The organism is Wolbachia endosymbiont of Protocalliphora sialia, assembly GCF_053891855.1.
In genome coordinates, this window is the sequence record NZ_JAIUJX010000017.1 from 1 (window position 1) to 15,551 (window position 15,551).

General features: G+C 32.2%; 14 protein-coding genes and 3 pseudogenes. 8 read left to right on the plus strand and 9 right to left on the minus strand.

Features of this window, described 5'->3' with window-relative positions; genetic code table 11:
• Window positions 1–300: 300 nt before the first annotated feature.
• The 3 genes from LB100_RS05310 to odhB all read right to left on the minus strand — a co-directional run bounded on the left by LB100_RS05310 (window position 301) and on the right by odhB (window position 2,546).
• Window positions 301–654 (minus strand): hypothetical protein, encoded by a 354-nt coding sequence (locus tag LB100_RS05310; protein ID WP_456201647.1) that lies wholly within the window; start codon window positions 652–654, stop codon window positions 301–303.
• Window positions 655–936 carry a hypothetical protein gene (locus LB100_RS05315; RefSeq protein ID WP_456201648.1) on the minus strand — a complete coding sequence of 94 codons (282 nt, stop codon included), beginning with the start codon at window positions 934–936 and terminating at the stop codon, window positions 655–657.
• 437 nt (window positions 937–1,373) lie between these two features.
• Window positions 1,374–2,546 carry a 2-oxoglutarate dehydrogenase complex dihydrolipoyllysine-residue succinyltransferase gene (gene odhB, locus LB100_RS05320; protein ID WP_264719382.1) on the minus strand — a complete coding sequence of 391 codons (1,173 nt, stop codon included), beginning with the start codon at window positions 2,544–2,546 and terminating at the stop codon, window positions 1,374–1,376.
• A gap of 242 nt (window positions 2,547–2,788) precedes the next feature.
• Between odhB and LB100_RS05325 the strand changes: the two are divergent.
• Window positions 2,789–3,089: pseudogene (locus tag LB100_RS05325) on the plus strand (transposase); the annotation flags it as partial.
• 87 nt (window positions 3,090–3,176) lie between these two features.
• Here LB100_RS05325 and LB100_RS05330 read toward each other — a convergent pair.
• Window positions 3,177–3,392, minus strand: coding sequence for a hypothetical protein (locus LB100_RS05330; RefSeq protein WP_264336975.1), 216 nt, complete (start codon window positions 3,390–3,392; stop codon window positions 3,177–3,179).
• Window positions 3,393–3,577: 185 nt separating this feature from the next.
• On the opposite strand from LB100_RS05330, the gene LB100_RS05335 reads away from it, so the two are divergent.
• Complete coding sequence (locus tag LB100_RS05335; protein WP_264719381.1) at window positions 3,578–4,543, plus strand: hypothetical protein; 966 nt, start codon at window positions 3,578–3,580, stop codon at window positions 4,541–4,543.
• Between the two features lie 412 nt (window positions 4,544–4,955).
• Here LB100_RS05335 and ubiH read toward each other — a convergent pair whose 3' ends face one another.
• Window positions 4,956–6,104: a 2-octaprenyl-6-methoxyphenyl hydroxylase gene (gene ubiH / locus LB100_RS05340; protein ID WP_264719379.1), complete on the minus strand. Its 1,149-nt coding sequence runs from the start codon at window positions 6,102–6,104 to the stop codon at window positions 4,956–4,958.
• A gap of 162 nt (window positions 6,105–6,266) precedes the next feature.
• On the opposite strand from ubiH, the gene LB100_RS05345 reads away from it, so the two are divergent.
• On the plus strand, window positions 6,267–6,905 hold the full coding sequence (locus LB100_RS05345) for a hypothetical protein (RefSeq protein ID WP_456201649.1): 639 nt from the start codon (window positions 6,267–6,269) through the stop codon (window positions 6,903–6,905).
• Window positions 6,906–7,129: 224 nt separating this feature from the next.
• Here LB100_RS05345 and LB100_RS05350 read toward each other — a convergent pair whose 3' ends face one another.
• Entirely contained in the window at window positions 7,130–7,798 is a 669-nt protein-coding gene (locus LB100_RS05350; RefSeq protein ID WP_456201650.1) for a septal ring lytic transglycosylase RlpA family protein, read from the minus strand.
• Window positions 7,799–7,824: 26 nt separating this feature from the next.
• On the opposite strand from LB100_RS05350, the pseudogene LB100_RS05355 reads away from it, so the two are divergent.
• A pseudogene (locus tag LB100_RS05355) lies at window positions 7,825–8,653 on the plus strand (Mur ligase domain-containing protein); the annotation flags it as partial.
• A 439-nt stretch (window positions 8,654–9,092) separates the two neighbouring features.
• Here the strand turns inward: LB100_RS05355 and LB100_RS05360 are convergent.
• The gene (locus tag LB100_RS05360; protein ID WP_456201651.1) at window positions 9,093–10,253 is read right to left on the minus strand and encodes a multidrug effflux MFS transporter; all 1,161 of its coding nucleotides are present in this window, start codon (window positions 10,251–10,253) and stop codon (window positions 9,093–9,095) included.
• Between the two features lie 16 nt (window positions 10,254–10,269).
• On the opposite strand from LB100_RS05360, the pseudogene LB100_RS05365 reads away from it, so the two are divergent.
• Both LB100_RS05365 and LB100_RS05370 read left to right on the plus strand, forming a co-directional pair.
• Window positions 10,270–10,815: pseudogene (locus tag LB100_RS05365) on the plus strand (GNAT family N-acetyltransferase).
• A 221-nt stretch (window positions 10,816–11,036) separates the two neighbouring features.
• On the plus strand, window positions 11,037–11,966 hold the full coding sequence (locus LB100_RS05370; protein ID WP_143689094.1) for an AEC family transporter: 930 nt from the start codon (window positions 11,037–11,039) through the stop codon (window positions 11,964–11,966).
• A gap of 129 nt (window positions 11,967–12,095) precedes the next feature.
• Here the strand turns inward: LB100_RS05370 and LB100_RS05375 are convergent, their stop codons facing one another.
• Entirely contained in the window at window positions 12,096–12,578 is a 483-nt protein-coding gene (locus LB100_RS05375) for a leucine-rich repeat domain-containing protein (protein ID WP_264719375.1), read from the minus strand.
• A 181-nt stretch (window positions 12,579–12,759) separates the two neighbouring features.
• Window positions 12,760–13,851: a peptide chain release factor 1 gene (prfA, locus tag LB100_RS05380; protein WP_343288681.1), complete on the minus strand. Its 1,092-nt coding sequence runs from the start codon at window positions 13,849–13,851 to the stop codon at window positions 12,760–12,762.
• A 110-nt stretch (window positions 13,852–13,961) separates the two neighbouring features.
• On the opposite strand from prfA, the gene yihA reads away from it, so the two are divergent.
• Both yihA and argB read left to right on the plus strand, forming a co-directional pair.
• Window positions 13,962–14,558 carry a ribosome biogenesis GTP-binding protein YihA/YsxC gene (yihA, locus tag LB100_RS05385; protein ID WP_456201652.1) on the plus strand — a complete coding sequence of 199 codons (597 nt, stop codon included), beginning with the start codon at window positions 13,962–13,964 and terminating at the stop codon, window positions 14,556–14,558.
• Window positions 14,533–15,471, plus strand: a complete 939-nt coding sequence (gene argB / locus LB100_RS05390) for an acetylglutamate kinase (protein ID WP_241653838.1) — start codon at window positions 14,533–14,535, stop codon at window positions 15,469–15,471. The genes yihA and argB overlap by 26 nt, the downstream gene beginning before the upstream one ends.
• Window positions 15,472–15,551 lie beyond the last annotated feature (80 nt).

The following is a 15,551-nucleotide window of genomic DNA, read 5'->3' on the forward strand; positions in this document are numbered from 1 at the left end:
TTTTTTTTTGGTCTAGTTTATGGGGTGCATTATAGTTTATTTAACACTCCCGGATTTGATTTTCTTGGATTTTCAATAAGGCATTATCAAACACGTCAAAATAAGAGAGGTTACAAGTAAACCAAGTCGTAAATCTATAAGTCAACACTTGTTATCTATTACACAAAGTGCAAGATGTTATAACCACTTCCATCTTTAGAGTAATATCAGCCTTGTTCTGTATAAGATAATTAGCTATATCTGAGTGATAGTTTTTTAAAGCATAGTATAAAGGAATTGCACCCTCTTTGTTCTTTTGATTTATATCAATTGTTTTACTATCTCTTCTACCTCTACTTTTTCTTTTTCTACTTTCCTCTTTTCTTTCTCTGCTACATCCCTTGCTTGTACTACTCTCGTTACTATGCTCAGCTTTAATCTATCAATCTCTTGGTCTTTGCATTCTGGTACATTCTCTCTTTCTTTCTTCTCGCCTTCAATAAAACTTCTGCTTAGCTTCTCAAACTTATCTACAAGCTTTGATAATCTTTCAAAGTCAGGCTCTTTTATTTCTCTCTTCAACTCTCTATACTCTTTACATAGGTTCTTAAATTTTGTTGTATAACCTTCATTTAAAACCAGAAAAGTATATTGGCACTCTAAAAACTTCTGCACTTACTTATTTTGTTTTATTCTTTTTCTTGATATGTCTTGATCATCTGCTTCATCGTATAGTAGATTAAGAGCTTTTGTTTTTGCTTCTGCTTCTTCTGCTCTTCTTTCTGATATTTCATTCTTACTTCTTAACTGCTCAATTTCTTTTCTAGTTTCTACTGATTTTTTCTTTAGATCCTTAGTCGTTAATAAGTTCTCTTTCATAAATAGCATGTCCTCTTCACTCAACTCTACCTCCTTTAACATTTTTTTCTTATTTGCTTCTCGTAAAATCTCTACCATTTTATACCTTTTTTACTCCTGTTAACCTGAGAAATTTTTCATCATCTAACTCTTCTGCTATTTTCACCTTTTCCCTCACTCAAAACCCACCATTTTACTCTCTTTTTAACTTTATTCTAGTTTCGAAAGAGGTTCATTGACGCAAGAGTCTGGAATCCTTCATTTCATTAAATTTAGCATAAGCTCAGTTTGCTTGTAAATTTTTCTGGATGCCAGTGTCCGGACACTGGCATGACATTATAGAAGCTGAAATTCCAGTGTCAGCTACTTAGATAACACCAAAGGGGCTACTCGCATTTTTTAGGCCTAAATCACAGTTCTCATACAGTAAGCACTGACCATTTTTCGTATAAGTTACCTTTATAAACAAATGTTTGTACAGCTGTAACACCCACCTTAAAAACTTCAGAAAAACTGGCCTATCGTTTTTAACCTATTTAAATTTCCAAAATTAATCTATTTGGATCTTCTATGTAATTTTTTATTTTAACAAGGAAAGTCACTGCTCCTTTACCGTCAACTATTCTATGATCGTAAGAGAGAGCAATATACATCATCGGTCTGATTTCAATTGAGCTACCTATAGCAACTGGTCTATTTTGTATTGAGTGCATGCCAAGTATTCCAGATTGTGGAGGGTTGATTATTGGAGTGGAAAGGAGTGAGCCGTATACGCCACCGTTTGAGATAGTAAATGTTGCACCTTCCATTTCCGATACTTGCAGCTTACCTTCTCGTGCTTTTTTGCCAAGGGCAACTAAAGTTAGTTCAATTTCAGCAAATGACATTTGATCAGCATCACGAATAACTGGTACAACAAGACCTTTGTCAGTGCCAACAGCAACACCTATGTCATAGTAATTTTTATATACAATTTCATCACCTGAAATCTCAGCGTTAATCTCACGAATTTCTTTTAGTGCTTGCACTGCTGCCTTTATAAAAAACGACATGAAACCCAGTTTTATTCCATATTTCTTTTCAAAAGTTTCTTTATACTTTGCCCTCAGATCCATGACGTTTTTCATGTCAATTTCATTGAACGTGGTCAGTATTGCAGCAGTATTTTGCGATGCTTTCAAACGAGCAGCAATGACTTGCCTTATTTTGCTCATTTTCACTCGCTCTTCTCTTCTCTCTCCACTTACTACACTTTTTGGCGATTCATATTGTTTTACCGGAGGTTGTTCAGCTTTACTCATATGGTCTATCACATCCGCTTTAGTTATTCTGCCTCCCATGCCAGTTCCTTTTACATTTTCTGCACTAATTGCATTTTCTTCCATAATTTTACGAGCTGAAGGGGCATCTTTTTTATCAGGGCTTTCGCCTTTATCTTCTTTTTTCACTTCTTCTTTTACTTCTCCTACAGCAAGTTTTGCCAGTAATTGATCAGGGCTAATTACATCATCTTCTTTCACAAAAAATTCAGTTATTTGTCCTGAAGCTTCTGCAGTTAGTTCTAGCGCCGTTTTATCAGTTTCAATTTCAAAGATCAAGTCATCTACTTTTACTGCTTCGCCGATATTTTTCTTTATTTTTACTATACCTTCCGTAACTGATTCACCACCAAGAGTTTTTGGCGCTCTGATTTCTATAATTTTGCTCATAAAATAACTTCTACATAAAACTTTCTATAAATTTATACATGAAAAGAAACATAAATAAACTAATAAATTCATTAGGCCTTTTATCATAATGCTTGATTATTTCCTCCTAATACATGCAAAATTAAAATACTAAGTAAATTGAAATAAGATTATGGCTTTTGATAAAGTAGGCAACTCAGAAGATTTAGATAATGAAAAACTTCAACTGATATGTAAGGCTTATAGTGGAGAATTACTATCAAATCAAAGAATTGTTGATAGCATTAATTCAATGGATTACAGTAAACTTAAAGTCTTATGCAAGTATAGCATCATATGTAGAAGAAATCTATGACCATAAAATATCTGCAGCAGAGATATCTGGAATTACAGATAAATTACTACCTATAATCAATGAATGGTGTAGTCGTCCACTACAATCAATATATCCGATAGTATTCATGGTTTTTTAAGGTGAAAGAAGACGGTTGTTGTGTAAGTAAGTGCATGTATAACATATTGGGTATAGATCAAGAAGGCAAAAAGGATGTATTGGGTTTTTATTTTTTCTTTGTTTGTTAAAAATTTAGATTTTTGGTAATCGTGATTTAGAATTACTTCTAAAATAACAAAAGCATCTTTGTCATTATGCTATATACTAGTAAATAGTAACCTGTCGCTGTCACTTAATTTAGCTCGAAAATATTTAACATCTCCATCGCCTTTTATTAATTTTATACCTCCCAGGTTTGTATATTTATTTTCCTCTAAATCTTTAATGATTTCATTGAGCTTTTCCCTTAAAGGAGTTTTACCATTATCTAAATCATGATCATTAAACTCATCACAATAAAATACATCACTCATACTTCTCACCTCACTTTAATCTTAATGGTTGAATTTCATTCTTAGCTTATCATAATATCTCTAATTTCGCCAATAATTTAACTATTTCTATTTCAGTTACCATTTCGTATGTGAATTTTGTAGCATTAATGTATTGTTAGCATTGTAATGCCAATATAGATGTAGGTTATACTTTTGGTAACAATATGCCTACTTTTAAAGAATGCTTAAAAGGTATAGTAAGTGATGAAAAACTGGAAAATGCTATTACTTTTTTTCAAGGACCCTTGATTGACTTTGTTAATAAGCATAAGAGTCATTATTTTAAACTTCACGTTCTAGAAGGAAAACCTAGGGAATTTTATAATTTTGACCCATTATATTGGATTATACCTAATTGGATAAAAAGTAATTATTCATTAAGTAGCTTGTATTTACGTATGTTTGTGGAAGTGTTATCAGACTTTAGTATGTCGAAAGAAAAGGGATATATAAGAGGACTATGTGAGATATTGTGTGACTGGGTGATAAAAAATGATTATTTGCGGAATAGCGTGGCTTTTAGCAAAGTTTTTGTTAATCAACAAAAAAAACTTACAAATGATGAGAAAAAAAAGTTATTAGATATGATTTCTTCTGATGCATCATTTTTTCGACGAGAGAGATGGTATAGAGAAAGGTTATTTTATGAGCGTCATGGTTGCTACCCTAATGATTATGTTTCATGTGAAGACCATAAATGTATTATGGTTCAAGATAGAACGACAGGAAAATATAAAATAAACAGCGCAATACTTAGCAAAAATCTAGATAAAGTAAAACCTGGATACTATGCAACTCTATATTTTACTCGTCTAAATGGTAGTGGACATGCAATGTTAGTAAGGCGAAATAGTGACATTAAAGAAAGCTTTTCACTTTTTGACCCTAATTGTATAGCACTTTTTGATATTACAAAGGAAGAAGTATCTAACTCTGCTGCAGAAATTTTAGAACTACTTTATTTTGATGTTAACTTTGAGGATTTAGGCATTATCGAAAGGAGAAAAGGTATTTCTGAAAGTTTAGCTACGAAAAACAAATCAGTTGCAAAATTTACTGAGAAAGAAGTTCGGGAATTATTGGAAGATTCAAATATTTCTATGCTTACATATAGGAAACTAGAAGGTTAATTTAGAATCCCTCGTTTCATGTAAAGAAAATTCAAAATCAATATAATAATAAATTAAAAAGTTGTATTGTTAAAATTGATTGACTGATAAAAAGAAATAGGATCTTTGCTATTGCCAAAAGTTTTACTTTTAATAACATCCAAAATAAACAAAATCATACTCAAATTGTCTACAATCAGGTATATATGGTTGTTTTCGTGAGTAATCGCTAGCAGCTGTAATGATGGCAAATATCTCTATAAGGTACAAAATAGCACAAAAAATAAGAAGCTGGAGGTTAAAATAAAAGTATACCCTAAAAGATTTAGTAGAGAAAAAAGGCATAAAGTATCACACTGGGATGAAGTTATGGAATTTGGGCTCCAGTATCAGCTACTTAAATGACACCTGATTATAAAAGAAATCTAATGATTTACATAAATCCCATAGCGTGGCAAATGAAGCGTTTTTTAAGAAAATCTGAATTTTCAACTACCATTAAACCAAATGCTCTAGCGCAGAATATTCTATTGGAAAATATCCTATTTAATCCATCAGTTGCAAGTGCCATAGTAAAATTATCAAAGTATCTATCACGTGAAATTTTCTTCAATAGATAGTTACTACCAACATCAATGCCAGAGGATTTTGCAGCAGTTATTTGTCTAATAACACTCTCTAAATCTCTCATTCCAAGGTTAAGTCCTTGACCTGCAACCGGGTGGATTGAATGTGCTGCATCGCCAATCAGCAAAATTCTGCTTTTATGCAGCTTTCTTGCAAAAGAAAAACTCAAAGGATAGAATCTTCTTTCACCCTCTAATTCAATTTCTCCCAAATAAGAACCAAATCTTTTTTTGAGTTCTATGACAAATTCCTCTTCGGATAAGCTCATCAGCATTTTTGAAATTTCGCATTTTTCTGTCCAAACTATTGAAGAAGTATAGCCACCTTTCATTGGCAAAATTGCAAATGGACCACCAGGAAAAAACCGCTCTACAGCTAAGTTTTGGTGATGTAGTTCATGTTTTACATTAAATACAATGCTATTTTGTTTATAACCAAATTTTATCATTGGTATAGAAAACAGCTCTGGCAGCTTAGAGTTTTTACCTTCAGCACAGATAAATAGCGATGATATCAATTTTTGATCATTATCAAGAGTAACTTCCATGTATCCTTCGTCACAAGAAATTGTTTTATAGGAACGTGGAGAATATATATTGAGTTTATGCAAAAAATTGTTATTGATTGCATTCCATATAATAGCGCTCTTGATTACATAACCCATTGGTTCTTCACCGACCATTTTATGATCATAATGCACAGTAAATGGGCTATTTCCATCTAATATGCATATATCAAGTATTGGTTCAGCTTCGCCTTCTAAGAGCCTCCAAATCCCTAATTTTTCTAGTATTTTTTTTGATCCTTGAGAAATGGCAAATGCTCGATTATCATCAACTGTACGTGGTAAACTATTTTTCTCAATTACGGCTACAGATACAGAGTCATTACTCAGGCCAATAGCAGTAATAAGACCAATTAGCCCACCACCTGAAATGATTACATCGTAATTCATTTTATTTACCTAAAATTACATTTTATTCGTTTTGAAAATAGTTTAAACAAACTTTGTAGATGCTGGACTTCTTATCACTACCTTAGTATACCTCAGATTAGTAATAAAGTATTAATTATTTTATGCTAAAATAGGCTTTAATTTTATTAAAGGAAACAGCTTATGACTACAGATTGTAAAGAAGAAATGAGAAACTGTATCTCTAAATATAGAGAAGAACTTGCAGAAAATAAAGCAGCAATTAAACAAACCGTAACTGGCAATAATAAAATCAATATAAGCGATTACTTTTATCAGGGTGATAAAATCTGTAACAAAGAGCTGTTTAACATAGGAAGTGAGTGTCAAGATACAAAATATGGTAGTCGACAAGAATATACGTATGATGAGTGGAAGGAAAAAATTGAAAAACCTCATGCTAAAGATTTGCTAAAGACGTTACAAAATGAAGTAAAAGGTAAAATATTAAAAAGTTTTGAAGATTATGAAAAATATCATAAAAATGCTACTGAAGATATAAAAAGAGAATTAGACATAGATTCAAAATTAAAGGCAATACTCAAAGAAAAGCAACAACCAGAAACTGATGAAACTCGAGCATATTATGACGTTATACGAGGTTTATATGAAAATGGAGACATGCGCTCTCAACTAAAGTGCAATGATCTTGATTGTTTTAATAGAACAATAGAAGATAATCTATCTCAAAAACAATCCGAGCTAGCTGCTATAAAGGATGACTTTTTGGATAATACGCAAAATATTTTTCAACATATTCAAGTTGAAGATAGTATTTTTTAGAGAAATAAGATTATGCTATTTTTTTAATGAAATTTCTTAAGTGGTAGATTATTTTTTACAGCTACAGCTGAGGTAGCTGTCACTACCTGAAATGTAACAAATAAAATACCAATCTTAAATATTGCTATATTTCACGATAGTTTCTCAACTTGACGCACATGCTTTTGGAACATTCTCATTTGTCAAATAGTTTCTGTCATGCTACACAATCTGTAATGCAGGTTTTAACTTACTTTTACACAATATTGATCATTCTTGAAAAGCAATCTAACATTTTCTATTCCTTGATTACGAAGCTTTGATGCAGCTGATTTAGCTACCTGAGCGTTTACAAAAAATGCTACATATCCCTTACTTTCTGCATTGTTTTGTTTTGGGTGACGTTTTTGCATTTCTTTTTCATATTGCCTTTTGTAATGAGGAGTATTTTGTATCAATTGTTCTGACCTCTTTCTTAAGTACTCGACTTTTACCTTCACAAGCCCAGACTTATGAAGTCCTAAAACTTGTGCTGCTTTTTCTGACAAGTCTATTATTCTACCTTCAACAAATGGCCCTCTATCATTAACTCTTATAACAAGCTTTCTTCCATTTTCTAAATTAGTAACACGAACAAAGCAGGGTAGGGGCAAGGTCTTATGTGCTGCAGAAATCAAGTGACGATTAAACACTTCACCGTTAGCTGTAATTGTGCCATGATCTTCTATTCCATACCACGATGCTATTCCTACTTCCTCATAACAGCTACAGTATTTTGGGTGGTAGGTGATACCATTTATTGTATAGCTATTGCCAATTTTATAATGACCTGCGGTGTGATTACACCTATTGCTAAAACTACAACTACTCATCAAAACGAATATTAGACATAGAAAGGCTAGTTTTTTTATCATTGTACTTAGTGAAATGGTTCGATACCATGAGGATTTTAAATTATACTATAATAAATTTAGTAATAAGTAAACGTCTACTGCCAAATATGCACAGCACTAAAAAAGAAGTAATACATATAATCGGTATAGGTGGAATTGGAATGAGCGCAATTGCTGAAATTCTTCATAATTCCAGTTATAAAGTTCAAGGCAGTGATACGCGATCAAACGACAATATAGATAGGTTACAAAAATTAGGTATAGAGGTCTATATTGGTCACGATGCAAGTAGTATTAGACAAGCTCAAATAGTTGTACATTCTTCCGCAATAAAACCTGATAATGTGGAGCTAGTTGCAGCAAGAAATAACAATAAAACCGTTTTGCATAGGTCAGACATGCTGGTTAAAGTTATGAAAGGTAAATATGTGATAGCAGTTTCAGGTTCAAGTGGCAAGACGACGACGACAGCTATGATTGCTTCCATTTTTGATCATTCTGGTGCTGACGCCACTGTAATTGTTGGAGGAATATTAAATTCCTATCAGAGTAATGCAAAACTTGGCAAAAGTGACATTTTCTTAATTGAGGCTGATGAGTCTGATGGAACTATGTTAAAAATTCCTGCAGATATTGCTGTTGTAACAAGTATTAATGACGACCATATAGACCATTACGGTACATTTAACGACATCAAAAATGCGTTTTCTAGATTTGTAAACAACGCGAATTTTGCTATTTTACCTGATTCTGCAGACATCAATCATGATGCGAGTAATTCTATAAAGTTTTGGTTTGGAAATGGTAAAATTAGAGCTAGCAACATCAAACAACACAATAATAGCATAGAATTTGACGTGCTGATTAGTATAAACGAAAGTAATCGTATTCCATTGTCCACTACTCGAGTAGTTGAGAGGGGTGGAATAAAAGCAGCCCTTTCTTCATCACCTCAATGCTTGAAACTGGATTCTCGTTTCAATGTTAAACAAGATACTATAGAATTTAAGAGGACAATCCCTAGAAAATCTCTACATTCAAAAAAAGTAAATCGTACTAATGCTATTTGAACAAGCTAGCGTAAAAGTAAGCTAAATTTTTTAAGGTACAAAAATAGCAAGAAACAGTTGTTTGAAAAAAATTGGAATTTGATTGGATTGCTGAAAATTGGCTCTCAAACTTTAGGCGCATGAGCAAGATAATACTCTTTAACTAATATAGATTAGTGATTTGGAAGAGATACATCTAGAGCAGCCGGCAAAGTTACAATACATATTACCGCAATAACTAGAAATGAGAAGGATCTATATGGTGATTATAGATTTTTCCAGATCTTGAAAACAATAAATAGACAGTAAATTAGAACTACCGCAAAAAAAACAAGAATAGCTACACTGGTTGCTTGACCATCGTAAACGTAGCTTGTTAAGCCGATAAAAATAGCCATGATAGAAGCTCTAATAAATGAAATTGCAGAAGAAGTTGTGCCTTTCATTTCAGGGAAAATATTTAATGATGCATTGAAAATGACTGCTTGACAAATTCCACAGCCAATACAAAAAATAACCATAGACAGCGTTACTAAGTAGTAAGCACTGGGCATGATTATACTGAATATTAAAAGTGATAGGGATCCAATAGCAATTACGCCTGTACCGGAAATTACACACCAAATTGCTCCAAGTTTCTTTAAGATCTTACTGGAAAACAGGCTAATTAGTGAGAAAGACCCAACCATTGCACCTTGATGTAGCGCATAAATAGTGCTGGATAAACCAAAAGTTTCCATATACAAAAAAGGGCCACAAGTAATGAATGACATATAAGACGCAGAAAAAAGGCTCTGTGCCAAAGACAACACCATAAATTTTGAACTTGATAATAATTTTTTATAGTCTTTCATCATTTTTTTTAGACTAAAAATATCACGGTCCTTTTTTGTTTCTGGTAACAGAAAAAGCAGCAAAACCCAAGAGATGAAACAAAGTATTGCAACACTTGCATAGTTGCCACGCCACCCAACAATTTTGTTGATGAAACTGCCTAATACTGGTGCAATTGCTATGAGAACTGTGATAATAGAATTCATGATTCCAATAAATTTTACTGCTTCGTTGCCTTTATAGCTGTCTGCAATAATTGCAAACACAACTACAGATGTGCTAACACCAATGCCTTGAATAAAGCGAGAGATTAAAAGCCAAGAAACTGACAGCGCAAAAACACAGCCAACAGCACCGATGAGTAGCAAAGTGTTGCCTATGATCATCATCCTTCTTCTGCCATAGCATTCAGACAATGGACCAAAAAATAACCCTCCTATGCAAACGCCTAAAAAATTATAAGCAATAGTTAATTGAATTGTGCCTTCCGGTACGTTAAAATAGCGTACTATATCAGGAAAACTAGGTACAGAAATATCAATTTCAATGAACTTAGCAATTAGAGATAGAATTAATAAAAACGGTAGTAACACTTAAAATCTTTAATTAATGAATAAAAATATCACATTTAAAGCGTTGAAAGAAGAACATTTTTCACTATTATTAAAATGGGTAGAAACACCTCACGTAAAGCTATGGTGGGATGCAGATATAAATTGGACACAAGAGTTAATTGAGAAAAAATATAGCAACTACGTTAAAGGATTCAAACGTTTGAAATTTAAGACACAAATTATTGAAAAACCAATGCACGCTTCATTATTAATTGTGATGGAGTTGATATTGGTTATATTCAATATTACAACAAACATGATTTCCCATCTGAACAGATCTATAACACTTTAGAACTTCCAGAAAGTTGTGCTGCTATAGACTGGTATATCGGAGAGCTGAATTATGTAGGTAAAGGAGTTGGTTCACAAGCTTTGAATATATTTTTAAACAAATTTGTCTTTAAAGTTTATGAGAATGCCTTTGTCGACCCAGGTATAGCAAATGTTTGTGCAATCCGTGTTTACGAAAAAGTTGGCTTTAAAAAAAATTATGGAAAGTAATAGTGCGATTTTAATGATTAAGGCAAGAATTTCTGATTAAATTATTACAAGTGGTTTACAAAAACATACAAGAGGCTTTATACAAATTTAACATAATTTTATCATAAAAATATTATTCTTAGGTCCTCAAATTTTGGCACTCAGTGAATCTTTTTTTACTAACTATGAGTTTAATCAATTGGAAAATAAATTTTATTTACTTTTACAATACCTTAAAATCTAATATCACTTTATCAGTCAAAGGTATCACAATAGGCTAGTATGTTCTTTACTCTTTTTCTAAAAATATTACCTATTTACATTACAATACTTATTGGTTATTTAGCAGGAAAATACCTTAAAATTGATAGAAACACTATATCCCAAATACTCTTTTATATAGCTAATCCAATAGTGATTTTATACGGAGTATCTCATACAGAAGTTAATTTAAAAGTAATTTCTCTGCCGATTTTGATATGGTTTATAGGTAGTACTATGTCCTTATCAGTGTATTATCTTTCTTCTTTTTTATTTAAGGACAACACGAGAAACATATTAGCGTTTAGCTCGGGCAGCACAAGCATGGGTTATTTTGGTCTACCGATTGCCATGGCTTTATTTGATGAAGATTCAGTGTCTGTGTATGTTGTCTGTTACATAGGAATGGCACTATTTGAAAATAGCTTGGGATTTTATATAGCTGCAAATGGTATCTATACTGCAAAAGAATGCGTATTAAAGTTACTCAAACTTCCTTCATTATATGCGATGATTCTAGGTTTCTTTTTAAGTATATATGATATACAAATACCCACTTTTTTGACAGATGTTATGATAAATATTAGAAGTACATTTATCACATTAGGAATGGTGCTGCTTGGAGTAAGTATTGCACAAATTACAAATTTTAAAGTAGATTGGAAGCTTGCTTTGACCACTATTGTAGCAAAGTACATATTCTGGCCGTTATTTGTTTTGGGAATTGTCTTACTAGACAAGCATGTTACAGGTATATATGATGAAAGCATCTATAAAGCACTGATGTTACTGGCTATTATTCCGATTTCTGGATCCAGTATAATACTTGCTAATATTTTAAATTATCAACCAGATAAAGCTACTTTATTGCTCCTAATTAGTACTGCAGTGGGACTATTTTATGTTCCACTTATAATATCATTATTTTTTACTAAACTTGTCTCTTTTTGAGAGAAAATTATTGATGGAATTTTCGCAATAGCAGTAAGACTGCCTACATCTTTTAACAGGTCCATGGTTGAATTTGGGTGTTCTATAAGCAGCAACAAATAAATGTAACTTGCCTTTTTCTATATGATACTATTCACCGAATAGGTATTGGCTTGACATTTCTATATCTTTGTTATCATTAGTAATACTAAAAGGAAAACTAAACTTAATAAGATTTGGAAGCATATTATTGTTCCATGATTCACGTAATGCTGTTATGCCTTCATTGCAGACATTGTCATAAAGTAAATTAAATTCTTTAATATTTGAAAAACTACCATCCCTTAGTGCATTCATTAATATTATTCCACCTTCAACATCAATATCATTAGAAATTAAATCAAGTTTAACAAGATTTGGAAAGTTACCATTCTTTAACAATTTAGTGATTGCTATCGAACCTTCTGCGCCAATAATGCTAGAAGTTAATTTACACTCAGTAATATTTGGAAGATTAATATTTTCTAATGCTTCATTTAAAACTTCTCCGCACTGAGCATCAATATAGCAATTAGATAAAGTCAAGCTTGTAATATTTTGCTTTTTCTGTAAAAAGTTTACTAGCTTTTCCATATATATATAGATTATTTAACCCTAAGGTGTTACTATTAACATATTGATTAAAGTCAACTTCCATGGTTTTTATAAGTTATAGAGATTCTAATTATAGTATAATTTAAATAATTGTCAACCGTATGAACAACTAACTTTACTTCTTTTTAACCTGATACCTATGCTTTACTTCAAATTCCCTTCAAAGAGTGACGTTACCCCCTCCAGCCAACCTTTCTGCTTCATTTCGTGAAATCAATGCCTCAATAAATTCATCTAGTTCACCTTCTTTTATAATCTGTTCTAATCGATGTGAAGTCAGATTAATTCTATGGTCTGTAATTCTTGATTGTGGAAAGTTATAAGTTCTTATACGCTCAGAGCGATCTCCAGAACCAATTTGGCTTTTCCTCATTGTTGATCTTTCCATTTCTTTTTTTTGTCTTTCAATTTCATATAACCTAGCTCTCAATACCTTAAGTGCTTTAGCTTTATTTTTGTGCTGCGATTTTTCATCCTGTTGTATAACAACTATCCCTGTTGGCAAGTGAGTAACCCTTACTGCACTATCGGTTGTGTTCACTGATTGCCCGCCAGGGCCACTAGACCTGTAAACATCTATTCGCAAGTCTTTTTCTTCTATTTTAAAGTCAACCTCCTCAACTTCAGGTAATATTGCAACAGTGGCTGCTGAGGTATGCAACCTTCCTGAGGATTCAGTTTCTGGCACTCTTTGTACTCTGTGCACTCCTGACTCAAATTTTAACCTTGCAAAAACTTCTGTTCCATTAATGATTGCAGAAGCTTCTTTATAACCACCTATACCTGTGTTAGAAATGTTTATTGGTTCAAATTTCCAATTTCTTCTTTCTGCATATTTTTGATACATGCGAAATAGTATCGCTGCAAACAATGCTGCTTCTTCTCCTCCTGTGCCTGCTCTAATTTCTAATATTGCATTTCTTGAGTCATCTTCATCTTTTGGCAATAGCGCTAACTTTAGCTTGGCTTTTACTTTTGGTAATAGTATCTTTTGCTTCTCAAGAAGTTCTTCTTTTGCTAACTCTTTTATATCACTCTCGCTGTTCTCATCTTTCATGATTTCTTCTAAATCTGAAATTTCCTCTTTTAATACATTATATTCATCGATTATCTCGATAATTGGTCTGAGTTCAGAGTATTCCTTTGAAAAACTAACGAATTCTTTTTGACTCAAATTGGTAGGGTTTTCCAGATTTCTCTCTACATCAGAAAACTTTTTTTTTAAGTCTTGTAAATTATTCTCTATATCCATATAGTATAGGTCTAGTTTTTAGCTGTTTAAGTAAGTAATATATACTGAAATAAAAAATTTCTTATATCAAGCAATAACACTATAATTGTCTCGAATATTTCTACTTAAGTATAATGGCAAAACAGATAACATCAATCTGCAGCTTCATATTTGGAGCTTCAGACAAAAAATCATTACCAGATGAGTCGGCTCCAGAGATTGCGTTTGCTGGTAGATCAAACGTAGGAAAATCGAGTTTGATCAACTTGCTGATAAACAGCAAAAAAGCTGCAAGAGTTTCTTCTAAACCTGGATGCACTAGACAAATAAATTTTTACTCTATGTACAATGATAAGTTTAGGATTGTCGACCTACCGGGTTATGGCTATTCTTGCGCAAGCAAAGAAGAAGCAGTACAGTACTTAAACCTAATTGAGTATTATCTAATTCACAGGAGAAATCTAAAAAGAGTGTTTGTGCTTATAGATAGCAAGGTAGGATTAAAAGAAATAGACAAAGACTTTGTTTATTGGTTAATATGTAATAATATTAACTTTAATATTGTGCTAACAAAAATAGATAAAGTGAGTCAGGAAAGTCTAGATGTTATTTTAGAAAGTACTAAAAAGTGGATTAATAATGAGCATGTGTCAATTCATCAAATAAGCATTCGTGTTAAGCATAAAATAACCAAGGTAAGAGATGAGTTTTTCAAATTTACAAGATAAAAAAATGAAAAGTGATGAATCTTTAAATGGTAAGATGCCATTGAAGGAAAAAACAGAAATATTATTTGAAGTTCTGTCTAACATACCTAAATTTGTAGGCGAAACTTTTATCATCAAATGCAGCAGTGTAATAATCTCAGATGAAACGCTGCTTAGTGCTTTTGCGCATAATGTTGTTCTGTTGAAACAGCTTGGTATAAATCCGGTGGTAGTTCATGACGGAGAATATGAAATTAACTTAGTGTTAAAAATGCTAGGTATGAATGATAAGTTTATAAATGGTGTCAGACTTACAGACAAAAGCACTATGAAAATCATTGAAATGGCACTGTGTGGTTCAATTAATAAAAAAATTGTTCAGCATATAAATTCTGCTGGTGGTTCAGCTATTGGACTATGTGGAAAAGATGGCAACCTCATAAAAGCTGAAAAGATAAGCACTACGCTTAGGGAAAATAGATTAAATAATATTGAAAAAATACTAGACATGGGATTTATCGGTAGACCAACTGAAATCAATCCTGATATATTATTCTTTATTGAAGAATCAGATTCTATACCAGTTATTGCACCTATCGGTTATGGAAAAAATGGAGAAACATACCATATTGATACTGATAGCACTGCAAGTGCAATTGCACTTGCAGTTTACGCATCTAAAATGATAATCTTGAGTGATACAGATGAAGAAATAAACAAATTTGGCAATAGAAGAGTCTTGATTAAAAATTTAAAAGAATCGATTGATTGTGGAAAAATTAAAGGAGAAAAATTTGTTGAAAGGCTTATGTCATATACTAAAATGGTAGAAGAATGTGCAGGGGTTGTTCACATAGTTGATGGTAGAGTACCTAACATTATACTTGATTTATTTACTGAGAATAATTCAGGTATATCAATAATCGATGATTAATAGCTATACTGCTTATAATCATATGAACGTTGAAAATTTAGGGAAGTTAAAGTAGATACTCTAGTTTTTCTGTACTTGTC